At 44.0% G+C, this 16,037-nt stretch carries 18 protein-coding genes and 1 pseudogene; 5 read left to right on the top strand and 14 right to left on the bottom strand.

Features of this window, described 5'->3' with window-relative positions; genetic code table 11:
- The 3 genes and pseudogenes from A2517_RS00095 to A2517_RS00085 all read right to left on the bottom strand — a co-directional run.
- Positions 1–386: pseudogene (locus A2517_RS00095) on the bottom strand (hypothetical protein); the annotation flags it as partial.
- Between the two features lie 37 nt (positions 387–423).
- Positions 424–924 (bottom strand): hypothetical protein, encoded by a 501-nt coding sequence (locus tag A2517_RS00090; protein WP_294893315.1) that lies wholly within the window; start codon positions 922–924, stop codon positions 424–426.
- Positions 896–1,912, bottom strand: a complete 1,017-nt coding sequence (locus tag A2517_RS00085; protein WP_294893313.1) for an aldo/keto reductase — start codon at positions 1,910–1,912, stop codon at positions 896–898. The genes A2517_RS00090 and A2517_RS00085 overlap by 29 nt, the downstream gene beginning before the upstream one ends.
- Positions 1,913–2,003: 91 nt before the next feature.
- On the opposite strand from A2517_RS00085, the gene A2517_RS00080 reads away from it, so the two are divergent.
- Both A2517_RS00080 and A2517_RS00075 read left to right on the top strand, forming a co-directional pair.
- Positions 2,004–2,336, top strand: coding sequence for a hypothetical protein (locus A2517_RS00080; RefSeq protein WP_294893311.1), 333 nt, complete (start codon positions 2,004–2,006; stop codon positions 2,334–2,336).
- A 29-nt stretch (positions 2,337–2,365) separates the two neighbouring features.
- A complete protein-coding gene (locus A2517_RS00075; protein ID WP_294893309.1) occupies positions 2,366–3,271 on the top strand; it encodes a DUF234 domain-containing protein in 906 nt (301 codons plus the stop codon).
- On the opposite strand, the gene A2517_RS00070 is transcribed toward A2517_RS00075, so the two are convergent.
- Together A2517_RS00070 and aguB are read right to left on the bottom strand one after the other, a co-directional pair.
- Positions 3,254–4,042: a J domain-containing protein gene (locus tag A2517_RS00070; RefSeq protein ID WP_294893308.1), complete on the bottom strand. Its 789-nt coding sequence runs from the start codon at positions 4,040–4,042 to the stop codon at positions 3,254–3,256. The two genes, A2517_RS00075 and A2517_RS00070, sit on opposite strands and share 18 nt — an antisense overlap.
- A 55-nt stretch (positions 4,043–4,097) precedes the next feature.
- The gene (aguB, locus tag A2517_RS00065) at positions 4,098–4,946 is read right to left on the bottom strand and encodes an N-carbamoylputrescine amidase (protein WP_294893306.1); all 849 of its coding nucleotides are present in this window, start codon (positions 4,944–4,946) and stop codon (positions 4,098–4,100) included.
- Between the two features lie 140 nt (positions 4,947–5,086).
- Between aguB and A2517_RS00060 the strand changes: the two genes are divergently transcribed.
- Positions 5,087–5,833, top strand: coding sequence for a flagellin (locus A2517_RS00060; protein WP_294893304.1), 747 nt, complete (start codon positions 5,087–5,089; stop codon positions 5,831–5,833).
- 22 nt (positions 5,834–5,855) lie between these two features.
- Here the strand turns inward: A2517_RS00060 and argS are convergent, their stop codons facing one another.
- From argS to A2517_RS00040, 4 genes are all read right to left on the bottom strand, one after another.
- The gene (argS, locus tag A2517_RS00055; RefSeq protein WP_294893302.1) at positions 5,856–7,436 is read right to left on the bottom strand and encodes an arginine--tRNA ligase; all 1,581 of its coding nucleotides are present in this window, start codon (positions 7,434–7,436) and stop codon (positions 5,856–5,858) included.
- Positions 7,437–7,439: 3 nt separating this feature from the next.
- A complete protein-coding gene (locus A2517_RS00050) occupies positions 7,440–7,673 on the bottom strand; it encodes a twin-arginine translocase TatA/TatE family subunit (protein ID WP_294893301.1) in 234 nt (77 codons plus the stop codon).
- A gap of 71 nt (positions 7,674–7,744) precedes the next feature.
- Complete coding sequence (gene gmk / locus A2517_RS00045) at positions 7,745–8,365, bottom strand: guanylate kinase (RefSeq protein ID WP_294893299.1); 621 nt, start codon at positions 8,363–8,365, stop codon at positions 7,745–7,747.
- The gene (locus tag A2517_RS00040; protein WP_294893297.1) at positions 8,362–9,819 is read right to left on the bottom strand and encodes a hypothetical protein; all 1,458 of its coding nucleotides are present in this window, start codon (positions 9,817–9,819) and stop codon (positions 8,362–8,364) included. The genes gmk and A2517_RS00040 overlap by 4 nt, the downstream gene beginning before the upstream one ends.
- A 79-nt stretch (positions 9,820–9,898) precedes the next feature.
- Between A2517_RS00040 and A2517_RS00035 the strand changes: the two genes are divergently transcribed.
- Positions 9,899–10,375 (top strand): hypothetical protein, encoded by a 477-nt coding sequence (locus A2517_RS00035; protein ID WP_294893295.1) that lies wholly within the window; start codon positions 9,899–9,901, stop codon positions 10,373–10,375.
- On the opposite strand, the gene fliR is transcribed toward A2517_RS00035, so the two are convergent.
- The 4 genes from fliR to rpsB all read right to left on the bottom strand — a co-directional run bounded on the left by fliR (position 10,367) and on the right by rpsB (position 13,711).
- Entirely contained in the window at positions 10,367–11,131 is a 765-nt protein-coding gene (gene fliR, locus A2517_RS00030) for a flagellar biosynthetic protein FliR (RefSeq protein ID WP_294893293.1), read from the bottom strand. The two genes, A2517_RS00035 and fliR, sit on opposite strands and share 9 nt — an antisense overlap.
- A gap of 2 nt (positions 11,132–11,133) precedes the next feature.
- On the bottom strand, positions 11,134–11,775 hold the full coding sequence (locus tag A2517_RS00025) for an ABC transporter ATP-binding protein (protein ID WP_294893291.1): 642 nt from the start codon (positions 11,773–11,775) through the stop codon (positions 11,134–11,136).
- Between the two features lie 86 nt (positions 11,776–11,861).
- Positions 11,862–12,929: a translation elongation factor Ts gene (tsf, locus tag A2517_RS00020; RefSeq protein ID WP_294893289.1), complete on the bottom strand. Its 1,068-nt coding sequence runs from the start codon at positions 12,927–12,929 to the stop codon at positions 11,862–11,864.
- A 2-nt stretch (positions 12,930–12,931) separates the two neighbouring features.
- Positions 12,932–13,711: a 30S ribosomal protein S2 gene (gene rpsB, locus A2517_RS00015; RefSeq protein WP_294893288.1), complete on the bottom strand. Its 780-nt coding sequence runs from the start codon at positions 13,709–13,711 to the stop codon at positions 12,932–12,934.
- A 303-nt stretch (positions 13,712–14,014) separates the two neighbouring features.
- On the opposite strand from rpsB, the gene A2517_RS00010 reads away from it, so the two are divergent.
- Entirely contained in the window at positions 14,015–15,556 is a 1,542-nt protein-coding gene (locus A2517_RS00010; RefSeq protein ID WP_294893286.1) for a DUF3373 family protein, read from the top strand.
- Between the two features lie 29 nt (positions 15,557–15,585).
- Here the strand turns inward: A2517_RS00010 and A2517_RS00005 are convergent.
- Positions 15,586–16,037, bottom strand: a 452-nt coding sequence (locus A2517_RS00005) for a peroxiredoxin (RefSeq protein ID WP_294893284.1), incomplete at its 5' end; no start/stop codon positions are given.

Genomic DNA, 16,037 nt, shown 5'->3' with positions numbered 1-16,037 from the left:
ACGAACAGATTGAACGCAAAAAGACCCAAACCGCCCAAAATAATCCCCCCTCCGAACGGAAGCATCTTTGCATCAATGTAAAACCCCGCCAAAAGTACCGCCGTTCCAAGAGCTAAAAGAGGCCAGATCCATCCGAATACTTTTGGATAACGATGATGAGCCTCCCCTACCACGACGGAAAGCTGTCCCATCGCTCCGATAATCACCATCATCACAAATCCGATCATGTAAAGATGTACCCATCCGATCAGACGAAAATCACGTAAACCGATATCAGGCTGTACAAAAAATAGGAAACTCATTGAGACGATATAAAAAACGACTGCCGCTACAAAATAAGGGGCAATCAGACGAAGGGGGAGTGAAAACTCTGGAGAGACGTTCATAACTGACTCTTTTTAAGTGCGATTGTAACTCAGACGATTACGGAAGAGATTGATTCGTATCAAGATCCTCTATCTTAATAATAAGGCTATTGAGTCGATCTTTAAAATAGATCTCCCCTTTTCCTCTACGATAAATGATGTCCATCTCATCATTACGGATAAATTGAAACAACCGTCCATCACACATCTCTTCTTTGCCGCGACCTCCGAAAATATCTTTGCCCAACACAATATTGCGCATCGTATCGGCGGGATAATCAGGGTATAAATACTCTTTGACAAACGCCTCTTCACTCATACATCCGCTGCTCACACATACCTGCGAGTCGATCGAAATTTTCTCTACCGCAACTCCGGCAGTAAAGAGTTCCACCTCTACCGAGGTCTCATCATGGCGAATATACCCCGTATCGGCAAATTTGAGTTTCGGGGTTTTGAGGGTGATGATTTTAGGCTCGCTTACACGGTAATGTTTGGTGGAACACCCTGTGAAAAAAAGGGCGAGGATACTAACCCATAGGATAAAGAATTTTTGCATGTACCTCATCCAGTTTTTGGAGTATTTCACTATTCAGAGTGACGTTCATGGCCGCAAGACTCGCATCGAGTTGTTCAGCCGTTGTTGCCCCGATAATCGTCGAAGCGACAAAATCAAACTGTTTGCTCCATGCAATCGCCATTGTCACCGGATGCAAACCCGCTTCGGCTGCGATACGGAGATACTCCTGCGTCGAGAGAAGCGTTTTATCGTTCATAAACCGTGCCGCCATCAGACGCTGACGTTTGTTTGAAGATTTGACGTAATCGCTAAATCGTCCGTGGGCATTGATATCCTGATTGTATTTTCCGCTCAATACCCCGCCGCCCAACGGTGAGTATGGGAGGAGTGAAATTTTCTCTTCGCGGCACAACGCGCCGATCTCGGTCAAATCACGTCGGTTTAGGAGAGAAAAGTTATTCTGGATCGACTCAAAACGGGCTAATTTTTCGTATTTGGAAACCATCAGCGATTTCATCGTTCCCCGCGCAGTATCGTTGGAGGTTCCGATGTAGCGTACTTTTCCGCTTTGCACCAGTGAATCGAACGCCCTCATTGACTCTTCGATAGGGACGATCGTATCAGGCCAGTGCATCTGATAGAGGTCGACATAATCCGTTCCGAGCCGTTTGAGTGATCCCTCAATCGCCCGCTCGATATGAAACCGATCAATCGCCGTGTAGCCGTGACGGATCGGAGGGACAAACCACCCCGACGCGGCACCTGCTACTTTCGTTGCTAAAATAACCGAATCACGCGGTTTGGTTTTGAGCCAACGCCCCACCATCTCCTCGGTCAATCCGACGAGACTCTCTTGCGGGGGAACGGGATAGAGCTCCGCCGTATCGAAAAAATTCACCCCTGCATCATAAGCTTTATCCATAATAGTAAAGGCATTTTTCTCATCACATTGGCTTCCGAACGTCATTGTCCCCATACATATAGGTGATACCCGTAACCCGCTCCGCCCGATATAGCGATACTCCATACATTCTCTTTTAAGTGTAATAAATTTGTAATGCTATTCTACCTTTTTTTGAGCTACAATTAAGTTCGTGAAATTTAAACGGGAGACCACAATGTTCAATATTCTCCGTGAAGCACAAGAACAATTTCAAAAGATTCATAAACTGCTGCGAAGCAATGCACTCCGAAACAGCGCCTATTACGCACACTTAAGTGAGGCAACGCAAGAGGCTTATATTACGATGAATGAGGGGATGTGTGCCAATACTACGGTCTGCCATCAGTGTGCTGAGCAGCGTGATTTTTTATATTCCATGTTGAAGGTACTCGAAGAACTTGAAACCGGAACCCCTCTCTCGCAAGAGTATGAAGAGAGATTAAAGAGCTTTTCTGAAAAAGTTACAGAGATTCTCAAAAAAATATCGATGGTTCTCACCTCTTTGTAACCTAAACGCATTAAGCTATAATCTATTCAATGAATAGAAACCTCTTATGCGATTTTTTTCACCTCAATCTTCCCGCAGATATGGAACAGTGTGTCGAGCTGTTCGCCATCTTCGGCGGATACACTGAGCCGATTGATGCCGATGAGCCTCTCGAATCCCTTATACGTCGTCACATTCTTGATCACTTTGAATCCCACCGAGAACACCTCTTATCACCCCTTAACGATGATCCTCTTTACCTTAATCTTCTCCATGCCATTGCGGTGGGAGATCGACGAGAAGGATCCGCGTTTCGTCGTGCCCGCATCGGAAAAGAGCGGGGGAATGAGGCGTTTGAATTTTTACGCACCAGCGGCTATCTGACGCTGGAGCGCTCTCGTGAAATGCCGCTGGAGCGGACTCATCCCAAACAACGATTTAAAAAAGAGATCGAACACCACCGAATCTCCCATAAATTTCGTTTTGCCTCCCCCTTTTTACGATTCTGGTTTGCCTTTGTGGAACCCTTTTCCAAATCAATCCGAGAGGGAAATACCCACTTTTTTTATGAGCATTTTCATGCCCATTTCAATGCCTTTGTCGGCTTCACGTTCGAAGAGCTGTGCAATCTCTATATTCGTGAGATCTTAGCACCCAAATTTGGGAGTGATATTCTCGATTCGGGGAGCTATTGGAACCGTGAAGTGGAGATCGATCTCCTTACCGAAACGATGGAGGGGGAGACGTGGGTCGGAGAGTGCAAGTGGACAAACCACAAAGTGAATAAAAAAGAGTTTCATAAACTCGAAGAGAAATGTACCAAGCTTTCTCTGATACCGGATAAAATCTTTCTCTTTAGCAAACGGGGATTTTCAAACGAACTGAATGATATGAAAGAGAAACGGCTCTTCCGCTTTTGCGCCGAAGATTTGAGTGTTTTAACTAACCGCTCTTAATGCCCCGTATGCCTCTTGGAGAAGCTGAAACTTCTCGGTATATTTATTGATAATTTTAGGATTTTTGCTCTGTACTCGGTCGGGATGATACCGTTTGGCCAACGTACGGTACCGTTTTTTCAAATCTTCGGGAGATGAGCCCATCGGTATTTCGAAAATTGCATGGTAACGGATCATTTTGTCGATGGTATCATTTCCGAATCCCCACCCTTTATAATTTCCATACAGTCGACTCATAAATTCATCATCATATTGGTAGTTGATGGCAAAATGGAGCACTTCACGACGATTGAGCGTTTTTTCGAGACGTGATTTTGCCGCAGCGGTACTCACATCGATAAAAATATCCTCTTCATTGGAGCTGGTTACGAGATTGGAAAGCTGCTGTTTGAGATAGCGCATTACCCAGCGATTCGGAGTCAAAAGAGTAAATTGCACACAGCCGGAGTTGTAGGCATAGACTTCGATATCCACTTTTTCACTCTCACGATACGGCACTTCAATCCGAACGGCCGCCGTTCTACAACGCTTAAGTGATCGGCTGTAAAACGATCCGGTAAGTTCATTGGCTTTTGTAAAACGCTCACTCAGAGTCTCTAGAAACTCCTCTTTTTGGTCGGAAGAATTTTCGTTATTGAGAACTAATACCCCGTTATCCAAAAACAGCGTGTTATGAATGTGATGATCGAAAAACTCCTCCATCCATGATTCTTCGAGAGTATTAGTACTCCCTTGAACAAAGATAGCGTTATTGCGTAAAACAACTTTCACGGCAACCCCCGTTAGTGATTCTTACTCTCACTAAAGCAAAAGAAGTTCCAGAAAGTTATTTTTTAACAATCTCCCCATAACACTCCGGACGGCGATCACGGATAAGTCCCCAGTAGTGGCGGTGTTCGCGAATGGATACAGGATCGAACTCGCTATACAAAATCTCCTCTTTATCACGTGATGCCTCAGCGACTTTTGAGCCCGTATGATCGGTGATGAACGAAGAGCCGTAAAAGGTCAGGGTACAACTCTCCCCCACCTCTTCACCGATACGGTTGGCGGCGATCACGGGGATGATGTTCGCCGCAGAGTGACCCATCTGTACCCGCTGCCAATGCGACGCCGAATCGACGCCGATTTCGGGTTCAGACCCGATGGCGGTCGGATAGAAAATCATATCGGCACCCATCAATGTAAGACTTCGTGCCGTTTCGGGGAACCACTGATCCCAACAGATACCGACACCGACATTGCCATAACGGGTCTGCCACACTTTAAATCCGCTGTCCCCCGGCTCGAAATAAAATTTCTCTTCATACCCAGGGCCATCGGGAATATGGGTTTTGCGATAATTTTCCATCACAGTGCCGTCGGCATCGATCATGACGAGGGAGTTAAAATAACGTTCCCCTGCGCGTTCGAAATAGCTGATCGGCAATACAACACCCAACTCTTTTGCCACCTCGCTAAAACGTTTGATCAAAGGGTTATCTTCAAGAGGGTGTGCCCACTCAAAATACTTTTTATCCATATCTTTACAGAAATAGTACCCTTCAAACAGTTCAGGGATCAAAACAATATTAGCTCCCTCAGCTGCCGCGTCACGAACCATAGCTTCAGCTTTTGCCACATTGGAAGCTTTATCTTCACTCATCTGCATCTGTATCGCCGCGACTTTTACCATTCTCTATTCCTTATTTGCTTTCAATGGCAAAATTATAGCATTGCTATAACCTACCGTACGCGCATTTACCCAAAAATTGTTATCCGATTTTAATCTATACGGTGCTATTCTAAAGCAAATAGAGAAAGAAGGAGGTTGTTATGCAATTAAATACCCAATTTAATCCGCTTCCCCAAATGAATGCTGAGACATCAAAGAGAGATAAAGCCCTCGATAAGATTGCGACTGCTGTTGAACTCAAATTGGAAGATAGCTCATCCCGTACTATTGCCGACATGCTGCAAAACCAAATTTCTACCATGTCACAGGGGCTTATGAATGCCAATGACGGTATCTCTATGATGCAGATTGCCGGAGGAACTATGAACTCATTGAGTGATCAAACCCAAAAACTGAATGATCTCAGTGTCCGTTACAATAGCGATACCCTCAACACATCTCAAAAAGAGATTCTTCAAAACGAATTTAGCCGTACGGTAGAATCAATGCAGCAAAGTATCGAAGGGAGCAGTTTTAACGGTAAATCTCTTTTTGGAAGCTCTCCCACCTTCTCATTAGGGGAGAGTAGTATCTCTGCTTCCATTCCGAATCTTTCACCCTCTTCTCTCTCCATTGAAAATCAAGACGGAATTCAGGCTTATCGTGATTCATTGGCACAAGCAAATTCAGATGTCGGTTCAACGACGAACGCTCTTTTCAGTGCGACCAATGTACTTCTCACTCAAATCACTGAAACTGCCGCAGCAAAAAGTCAAATGGCTGATACCGATATGGCGAACGCCGTTAAGGATTTTCAACAAAGCAATCTGAAACTTGATATATCTCAAATCGCTATTGCCCATCAAAACGATATGCTTCGACAAAATGTAACGCGGTTATTGGGATAGAAAGGGGTTGAAGATCGAATTTTTACATTCGATCTTTAGCTTGAATTCCAAGAAGTGAGAGTCCTGTTTTAATCGATAGGGCAACGACAAGGAGGAGCTTAAGCAATTTTGCTTCATCTTCACTCCCGATGATACGGGTATCGTAGTAAAATTTATGCAATCGTCCCGCAAGAACTTTTAGATAATCGGGAAGTTTTTGCGCTTGACGCGATTCGAATGCGTCATCGATAATCTCCGGCAACAACAACGCTTCAAACAACAATCCGTCCGCATCTGCACTCAGAGCGTGCAAACGTGATCCCATGATCTCATCCATACTTTTTTCACTTTTAGCGAGCAAGGTCTGGATACGGGCATGGGCGTATTGGATGTAATAGATCGGGTTGGAACTGTCTTGACGTTTTAGCTCTTCGATATCGAATTCAAGTGCCGTATCGCACTTTTTAGAGGCGAACATAAAGCGCAATGCTTCTGCACCGATCTCTTCGACGACATCACTCATCAAAATAACGGTACCGGCACGTTTCGACATCTTAAACGGCTCTCCGTCTTTGAGGAGACTTACCATTTGAGAGAGGAGTACTTCAAGTTTCTCTGAGTCGTACCCTAAAAAGTTCACCGCCGCTTTCACACGGGCAATATAGCCGTGATGATCCGCTCCCCAGATATTGATGTAATCCTCATATCCGCGCTCGAATTTTTGATTATGGTAGATAATATCACCTGCGAGGTAGGTTGGTCTGCCGTCTTCACGTACCACGACACGGTCATGATCATCACCGTGTTCGGAGGATCGGATAAAGGTTTTACCCTCGCTCACGTAAACACCTTCCCCCATTTTCGCCATAACACGATCCCACTCGCTGTAGAGGGATGCTTCACCGACGAAGGTATCAAAATGGACGTTAATTGCCCCCAAGTCATCCACGATAAGGGCTAAAATTTTATCTTTTGCCCAAAGCGCTAACTCTTTTTGACGGCTCTCATCTCGCAAAGCCTCTTCACCGAAGAGTTCTACCACCTCTTTGGCTAAATCGCTTAGGTATTCACCGCGATAGTATTTTTCCGGCCACTCAACACTCTCGCCGAGCAAGCTGCTGCGCCCTTCAAGCTGCAATGAGACACCGAGCAAATCGATCTGATTTCCCGCATCGTTGACATAATACTCTGCCGTGATGTCATAGCCCAAATGACGACCCAATCGCAAGATGGTATCACCATAAACCGCACCGCGCGCATGTCCGATATGAAGAGGGCCTGTCGGATTAGCACTGACGAACTCAAGGAGAATGGAGCCCTTTTTATCACTGCTTCCGAATTGCTCTCCATGACGTAATGCCCATGAAGCGTACTCATCCAAGAATCCTTCAGAGAGGCGAAAATTGATATACCCTTGAACCGATTCAACCGCACTGAACATTGACTCGTCGCTAAATGATCCTGCAATCTCTTCGGCAATGATCATCGGAGATTTTCGGAGTTCTTTTGCGAGGGAAAAAGCGATAGGGGTAGCGAAGTGGCCGAAAGAACGATCTTTCGGTTTTTCAAGGATAACATCAGAATTAAATCTATCGCGCAACAGCGCATTCACCCGCTGCTTCAAGGCTTACGCTTGTGTAGTAGTTTTAGGAGTTTCTACTGGTGTAGATGCCGTTGTATCAACTTGTTTCGGAGCTTCAGTCGGAGTTGTAGTAGCTACTTCATCCTCTTTCATCTCTTTTTTGAAATTACGAATACCTTGTCCGATACCTTTGGCAAGATCAGGAATTTTTTTCGCACCGAATAACAAAATAACAATTCCGAAAATCAATAATAATTCAGTTCCGCTTGGCATACTCATAGGTGAGTTCCTTATGTAAAATTAAGTGGGGAAGTATAACGTATTTTGATCAATACATCAACGCAAAGGTTCTACGAAATTTCCCACGTTTGGACGAACTCGTTGATTTGCAGCGTCGGTATCTTCATCCGTGCCGCTTTGGCGATCGAAACTAAAATTTCAGCCGCTTCATCCAAATTGTCGTTTACGACTAAAAAATCGTATTCGCTAATCCGCTGAACTTCCCGTTTCGCCATTTCGATACGACCGGAGATCACCTCTTCACTGTCGGTAGAGCGGTTGTGCAGCCGCCGTTTTAGCTCTTCTAATGATGGGGTAGTAATAAATACCGATGTTGTAATATCGCTAAGGCGATTTTGTACCGCATCATGCCCTTGGACATCGATATCAAAGATAACGAGTTTTCCCTCTTTAAGTGCTTTTTTAACCGGTCCCAATGATGTTCCGTAGTAATTTCCGTGAACCACTGCGTATTCTAAAAACATCTCCTGCTCGATGTCTTGTTTGAACTCTGCTATATCCACGAAATGATAATGGACACCGTCCACTTCCCCTTCACGGATAGGACGCGTAGTGGTTGAAATCGAAAAATAGATAGGACCGATATGATCTTTAATTTGGTTGATCAATGAACTTTTACCGGCACCGCTAGGGCCGGACAATACTAATATTGCTCCACTTGTTCGATTCACTTGTCATTCCCGAAATTTATATTAATGCTGATATTCATCCCTTTAAGAGATTTAGCCACATTTTCATTGGAGAGTGCTTTAAGAAGTGCTTGGAGAGCTTCTACCCCCTCTGCATGCGACGCTGTCTCCACCTCTTCCGACTCTTCATCTGTCTCTTCGAGAAAAGATGGCGACTCATTCATCACTTCATCTAACGTTTCAGCCACAAGCGATTCATCCCCCTCATCGGCATAAACAGCCGGTTCGTCATCCTCTATCTCTTCACCGATTGCCCGCTTCAATTCGCGCTCATCCAACATATCCAACTCGTCGAAATCTTCCGAATCATCCCTCTCGAGTTCTGCACTCTCTTCTTGATTTACGGTAAGTTCATCCAAGGCAGCATCATCAAAATCGAGTCCAAAATCATCTGATTCCAATTCTCGTTCCAACTCACCCTCGTCCAGTGTGCTCACAGCATCTTCTATTTTAGACTCTAAATCACCCAACTCATCATCATCCATAAGTGTGGAAATATCCATCTCATCCAAGGTACTTTCATCGTCTGAAAGAGTCTCTTCATTCATTGGAAGTAACTCATCTTCCTCCATTAGTGAAGAGATATCCATCTCATCCAAACCATTCTCACCCTCCGAAGGGTTCGCTTCGCTTAGTGATAATAATTCTTCATCTTCATCGGCTCCGGCGCTTTCTTCTAACGAGGTAGAGAACTCAATATCATCAAAGTCATCTTCATCCAGCAGTTCTTTATGCGATAGCGTATCCTCGTGAGGCAATAGATCATCATCAAATGAAAAATCATCTTCTGTCACTGAGGGGAGAGCACTCTCTTCTGAAGAAAGGTTCATGTCATTGAGCTCTTGGGCAAAATCATCCTCTTCTGTCTCTTCCAAAAGCCCCTGAACCTCTTGAACCTCTTCTTGATCCAAAATAGCCGTTTCAGGAAGTTTTTCATCAAAATCTTCTAAGCTGCTGAAATCAAATTCCTCTTCACTATCATTCAAGTGCTCAGCCTCCATCAACTCCTCCTCATGCCCTTCCAAATCCGGAAGGGTATCTTCCAAATTAATAGCATACATGGCTTCAGAGGGGGTACTCTCTTCTTTGGCATCGCCCTTTGCTTCAGATGTTGCGCTTACTTTCTTTTCAATTTGAACAAACATATCTACCAAATCAGTAGGCAAAAACGGTTTATTGATAACGTTGTCAAATCCCGAAGGTACCGCTTGACCTCGCGTCGCCATAAATAATGTACTTTTAACAATAATTTTCTCATTGAGAGATTCAAACATCTCATCACTGTACAATGCGTCATCAACGATGAGCAAATCATATTCGGTCGCTTCGATCTCATCAACTGACCAAATAACACTCAAATCGTCTTTCGTTTTTTGTGCACTGAGCGCTACCAGTTTTCGAACTACCGGATTATCGTTAAAAAGCAAAATTTTCATAATCTTTGCTACCCTTCTTATAGTATGTTCTTGTTCTATCAAAAGCTAAATGGTATCATTGTAACTAAAAAAAAATTAAATGATAAAACTTCTTCTCCTTCTTTTTACATTTAGCACCGTTTATCCGCAGGAAACTATATATAATTTCCCAGCTCATCACAGCCGTTTTATTCATCTCCTCAATCGCTCATTAAAAAATAGTTCCGATATCCTCATTATCACCCCGACGTATCATCATGCTAAAGTAACCAAAGAGATTTTATCATCGACTAAACGAGGGAGCAATGTAAAACTCATCGTTCAAGCCCCTCAAGGCGACCCTCTCTTGCTGGTACAATATCAGGGGATCCATCTTTTCATTTCACCCGCCTCACTGGCTGAAAGCATCATCCTTATCGATGATGCTTTGGTTTGTACGACGGCTGAAATACTTGATGATGAGATTCTCAGTTCTAACCACTCTTCCATCAAATGCAGTGACGATAAAAATAAAATCAAAGCTATCCGTCACTCCCTTACACCACTTTTAAAACACTCAAAAAGCTATTTAGAATAGTTTTTCAAGAAAATTGTAGGCATCTTGGGTTTGGGAGGTAACGATCAAAAGGGTTGCCCCCAGCGTCACCATAAGGACGACAAACGACACGGCGATTTTAATCGGCATCCCAATGACAAGAAGGTTAAATTGAGGCATTGTTTTCATCAGCATTCCAAAAATAAGATCCGCCAACATTGAGAGTGCCGTAATCGGAAAGGCAATCATAAATCCGACCACAAACATGTTTGTCATCGCGTGCATAATGTATTGAAACAAAGAAGGGGTCATCATAAATCCACCCAGAGGAACGGCAGAGATCGAAGCAGAGGCGTATAAAAGGATCCAATGGTGCAAATCAAATACCAATAGTACCATTAATGCCATCAACGCCAAAAACTGACTTATAATCGGCATCGATACACCCGATTGGGGATCGATTGCAGAAGCAAGTGAAAAACCCATCATAAATGATATTTGCCCACCCGCAAAGGTAATAACATGGTATGCCAACTGTAAAACTACCCCTACAGCCAATCCAAAAAGCATTTCACCTAATATAGCGACCGTCAAACTGAGTGCGTCGGTCGGAATATTAAGCGGCGGAACGGCTCCGAAAAAAAAGACCGTGAAAAAAAAGGCCATAGCCCCTTTGACCGATATCGGAATATTCATATGGGAAAATATGGGGACAGCCATAAAGAGAGAAGTAAATCGGGTAAAAAGGAGAATAAAAGCGATGGTTCTCCCTTCGCTGAATATCTCTGCCCATTCCATTTTTAGGCTTCTTTTAGCGTACGATCTTGCATACGATAAATGTGATTACATCGTGCGGCCAACGATTCATCGTGTGTTACCAGAACCATCCCAGCACTGTTTTGAATCAAATACTCTTCAAAAATATCCATCACTTCTGATGCCGTTGCACGGTCAAGATTTCCGGTAGGTTCATCCGCAAAAATCAAACGCGGTTTTTTGGATAGGATACGGGCGATCGAGACACGCTGCTGCTGGCCACCGGAGAGTTCCGTCACTTTTTGAAAAATAACTTTATCAATACCAAGACGCTCTAATAAATGTTCATCTATCTTCTGGTGTGCCAAAATAGCGGCAACTTCGAGATTTTCATGTGCGCTAAACCCTTTAAAAAGGTAATGGCTCTGATAAATGAGTCCGAGATCTGAGCGTCTAAGCTGTACCAATGCCGAATCACTCAACGTATAAATATCATTTCCGAAAAGTTCCACTCTCCCCGAATCGGGACGAAGTAATGAGGAGAGAATATGAAGCAAGGTCGATTTTCCGCTGCCGCTCACACCGACAATAGCGATCGATTCTCCTGCGTTCAGTGTAAGAGAAATATCCTCAAAAAGGGGATACTCGAAAGCATGGGATAAAGAGGTTGCGTTTAGTAATGTCATAAAGAGATTATAGGGAAAAAATGTTTAAGGGGAGTAAAAATGTGAAGATTCCCCCGAAGGGGAAATAAATGTGAGAGCGGTTTGGCTTACGCCATTTGAGCAGCAACTTCTTCTGCGAAGTTGTCAACTTTTTTCTCTAAACCTTCTCCGACTTCGTATTTAACGAACTCGACGATTTCAGCAGTACCGCCATGTTTAGCAGCCTCTTTCGTAATCGCTTCCGCTACGGTCATAGAATCATCCATAACGTAGTTTTGATCTAGCAGTGCAAGCTCTTTATCCAAAGTCGTATTGTCCGCTACGAAGCGAGCCAATGATCCTGGGATAATGTTTGCCCAGATTTTTTCCGGTTTACCGTCTGCGAGCAATTTCGCTTTGATCGCTTCTTCAGCTGCAGCCATAACTTCAGGAGTCAATTGTGATGCTGAGATGTACTGAGGAACGTTTTTGAGAGGTTTTTTCAAACGCGCTAACTCTTCGTTCTCAGTTTTGATCGCTTCGATACGACCGATAGTTTCCGCTTCTACGAATGCAGGATCGAAATCTTTAGAGGTCAATGTCGTCGGTTTCATTGCCGCAGCGTGCATCGCAACGTTTTTCAACATCGGAGCAAGTGCTTCGGCTACTTTTGCATCGCTACACGCAGCCGCTACAAGAACACCGACACGGCCGTTTGAGTGAACGTAACCGTTAACACATCCGTTTGCACCTGCATTGAGAGTTGCAAAACGACGTACTACGATTTTTTCACCGATACGTGCTACTTGAGAGGTAAAGTACTCAGTAAAAGTAGCCGTTTCGTATGCTGTTTCGTTCAACTCTTCAACACTGCTAACACCTGTCGTAAATACGTGTGCCGCTGTGTTTCCGACGAGGTTGATGAAACCGTCGTTTTTAGCAACGAAATCGGTTTCAGAGTTAACTTCTACCAAAGACGCTGATGCAAACGTATCGGAAACTTTAAGACCCAAAAGACCCTCAGCCGCTACGCGATCCGCTTTTTTAGCGGTTTGAGCCATACCACGGTCACGCAAAAATTCTTTTGCTTTTTCCATGTCACCATCACATTCAGTGAGGGCTTTTTTACAATCCATCATCGGCGCATCAGTCGCCGCGCGGAGGTCTTTGACCATCGCTGCTGTAACTTCTGCCATGATTATGCTTCCTCTGCTACTACTGCTACTTCTTCGACAGCCGCTTCAACTGCAACTTCTGCTGCAACTTCTTCGTCTGCTACCGCTTCGTCGTTTCCGCCGTTTGCAAGTGCTTTACCTTCGTTGATCGCTTCTGCCATTTCTTTACAGAAAAGTTGGATAGAACGGATCGCATCGTCATTTCCAGGGATTGGAATGTCGATAACGTCCGGATCACAGTTTGTATCCAATGGAGCAACAACTTTGATTCCAAGGTTACGCGCTTCTTGAACCGCGATGTGTTCTTTTACTGCATCGATAACGAACATCAAATCAGGCAATGTTTTCATATGACGGATACCGCCGAGGTATGCGATCAATTTTTCTTTTTGACGATTCATCATCAACGCTTCTTTTTTAGTCAAAAGGTTGATTTGTCCGTTTGCTTGCATCTCTTCGATGATATCAAGTTTGCGGATTGATTTTTGGATAGTCGGGAAGTTTGTCAACATTCCACCCAACCAGCGGTTATCAACATATGGCATACCGCATTTTTCAGCTGCATCACGGATCGCAACGCGAGCTTGTTTTTTTGTTCCTACGAAAAGAACTGTTTTACCCTCAGCCGCAGCATCAACAACTTGTTGATACGCATTGCGGAAATAACGCAATGTTTTTTGAAGATCGATGATGTAAATGTTTTTACGAACACCGAAAATGTATTTTTTCATTTTCGGATTCCAACGACGTGTTTGGTGACCAAAGTGTACACCACATTCCAAAAGGTCTTTCATAGTTACCATAAGTGGCTCCTGTGTTAATGTATTTTTTTGTTCATTCGTTTACTTGGGCGAGCGCAAACAGAGCCGATGAGACATCGGATGCACGAGAACAGCACGATTCGCTTGCGATTTTTTTCTTACGTCATAAATGAGGAGAGAAAATCGGGCGGATTATACTGAATTGGCTCTTAAATTTAGCTGTGTTTAATATTAGAGTTTTGTCACGTTTTTATCACACTGTTTTTCACTTATTCAAATTACTTTTATATAATTTTTGTTAATATCATTGCACGCTAATGCAAGGGCATTACATAAGGAGAAACGATGAGACAACGGATTTTAGGTTCAGTCATCACGGCTGCGTTGCTGACAACAAGCGCGTATGCCGATGACACGTTAATGCAGAGATTCGAAAAAATGGAAAAAGAAATGGCGGCACTCAAAGCCGAGTTGAACGCACTCAAAGCTGATAACAGCCGCCTCAGCACACAGCTCTCAACTCCGGCAGCTACGGCTTCAAAAACGGAAGTTGCAAGTGCCGGAAAAGTCAACGAAACCCTTGAAGAGATGCAAGATCAAATTGATGATTTGAACAAAAAAACGAATGGCAACAATTTGAAATTCGGTGTTGACTTCCGTACCAGTTTGGACAACATTCATTATAAAATGGCAGATGGGAGCAAGCAGAAAAATGATGCCCTCTTCAGCAACCGTTTGTGGCTCAATATGAGCTATGCGGCAACCAAAGAACTCAGTTTTGTAGGACAGTTGGCTTACAATAAAATTTTCGGCGAACGCTCAATGACGTCAACTGCAAATACCGGATTCGAAGGGTTTGACTGGGTTAGTAACGAATCTGCCTACAATGATGAATTACGTGTCCGATCAGCCTACTTTTTCTATAATGATGATGAGTTCTTCGGGACAGATATTCCATGGACTATCAGTATCGGACGTCGCCCCTCGACCGAAGGGCATCTTGTCAATTTTCGTGACGACGTTGAATCCTCCTCACCCCTTGCCCACACAGTCAATGTCGAATTTGACGGTGCCAGTGCCAAATTCGGTACCGAAGAGTTGATCGGATTAGACGGATCGTATTTTAAACTCTGTGCCGGACGCGGTATGAGCAATGCCGAACCTCGATTCAGTGCAGCACCCTACAGTGGACAAGATGCCCAAACAACCAATGTTGATATGGTTGGAATTATTGTCGTCCCCTATGATGATAAGCAATACAGCACAGGATTACAATATACCTATGCCAATAATCTTATTGACAGCGTAGATGTTACCAATCCTGCTCTAGGGATGGAAACAGTGGGTGGATTACACACTGCTACCGCATTTGCGATGGTACATGGTATAGGCGATGGTATCAACGATTTCTTAGATGATTCGATGATCTTTATCAGCGGTGCAATGTCAAAAACAAATCCGAAAGACAACACCTATATGCTAGGTTCAACAGAGAGTAAAACCGGTTACAGCTACTGGATCGGAACCCAATTTCCATCTCTTATCAGCGAAGAGGGTCGATGGGGGGCTGAGTTTAACCATGGCTCCAACTACTGGCGTCCGATCACCTACGGTGAAGATACCCTTATCGGTTCGAAAATTGCCGCTCGCGGGGATGCGTACGAGCTCTATTTTACAGAACCTCTCGTAGATGACATCTTGACTTTCCAACTTCGTTATACCTATATTGACTATGATTACAGCGGTAGCAACGGATTCTTTGGAGGAGAAGCAGGGACAACCAGTGGTTCCGGTGTACCTTACGCAATTTCAAGCGGAATGGGTAATGCCGCTAATTATGTCGATAAAGCTCAAGATATTCGCGCTTATATTCGCTATAAATTCTAACCTAAACTTCCGCTTTTGCGGGAGTTTGTTTATTCTACTAGTTTTGCTAATTCCTCTTTCACTTTAGCCACATGATCTTTTACTTTGACATTTGTCCAAGCGGCTTTAACAATACCTTTTGGATCGATGATATAGGTGGAACGGACGATCCCCATATACTCTTTGCCGTAATTTTTTTTCATCGCCCATACGCCGTAATCTTGCATCATCTGGGTTGTCGGATCACTGAGTAACGTGATATCGAGGCTTTGTTTCTCAATAAACTTTCGATGCGACGCAGTGCTATCGGCACTTACACCAAGGATAATCGCTCCCATATCATCATACTCATCCATCGCACTCGTGAATTCGCATGCTTCCGTCGTGCATCCCGGTGTTGAATCTTTCGGGTAAAAATACAAAACAATCCATTTTCCGCGCAAATCGCGAGAACAAATCTCTACATCGTCTTGGTTACTCAAACAAAAATCGGGGGAAACAC

Source organism: Sulfuricurvum sp. RIFOXYD12_FULL_44_77, from assembly GCF_001830725.1.
GTDB classification, from domain to species: domain Bacteria; phylum Campylobacterota; class Campylobacteria; order Campylobacterales; family Sulfurimonadaceae; genus Sulfuricurvum; species Sulfuricurvum kujiense_A.
This window is presented reverse-complemented; position numbering and strand designations above follow the sequence as displayed.

Bases quoted from the DNA above. Each gene is read 5' to 3' on its own strand.
- A2517_RS00090 (WP_294893315.1), bottom strand. From the start codon at position 924: ATGCAAAAATTCTTTATCCTATGGGTTAGTATCCTCGCCCTTTTTTTC.
- A2517_RS00085 (WP_294893313.1), bottom strand. From the start codon at position 1,912: ATGGAGTATCGCTATATCGGGCGGAGCGGGTTACGGGTATCACCTATA.
- A2517_RS00080 (WP_294893311.1), top strand. From the start codon at position 2,004: ATGTTCAATATTCTCCGTGAAGCACAAGAACAATTTCAAAAGATTCAT.
- A2517_RS00075 (WP_294893309.1), top strand. From the start codon at position 2,366: ATGAATAGAAACCTCTTATGCGATTTTTTTCACCTCAATCTTCCCGCA.
- aguB (WP_294893306.1), bottom strand. From the start codon at position 4,946: ATGGTAAAAGTCGCGGCGATACAGATGCAGATGAGTGAAGATAAAGCT.
- A2517_RS00060 (WP_294893304.1), top strand. From the start codon at position 5,087: ATGCAATTAAATACCCAATTTAATCCGCTTCCCCAAATGAATGCTGAG.
- A2517_RS00050 (WP_294893301.1), bottom strand. From the start codon at position 7,673: ATGAGTATGCCAAGCGGAACTGAATTATTATTGATTTTCGGAATTGTT.
- A2517_RS00040 (WP_294893297.1), bottom strand. From the start codon at position 9,819: ATGAAAATTTTGCTTTTTAACGATAATCCGGTAGTTCGAAAACTGGTA.
- A2517_RS00035 (WP_294893295.1), top strand. From the start codon at position 9,899: ATGATAAAACTTCTTCTCCTTCTTTTTACATTTAGCACCGTTTATCCG.
- fliR (WP_294893293.1), bottom strand. From the start codon at position 11,131: ATGGAATGGGCAGAGATATTCAGCGAAGGGAGAACCATCGCTTTTATT.
- A2517_RS00025 (WP_294893291.1), bottom strand. From the start codon at position 11,775: ATGACATTACTAAACGCAACCTCTTTATCCCATGCTTTCGAGTATCCC.
- tsf (WP_294893289.1), bottom strand. From the start codon at position 12,929: ATGGCAGAAGTTACAGCAGCGATGGTCAAAGACCTCCGCGCGGCGACT.
- rpsB (WP_294893288.1), bottom strand. From the start codon at position 13,711: ATGGTAACTATGAAAGACCTTTTGGAATGTGGTGTACACTTTGGTCAC.
- A2517_RS00010 (WP_294893286.1), top strand. From the start codon at position 14,015: ATGAGACAACGGATTTTAGGTTCAGTCATCACGGCTGCGTTGCTGACA.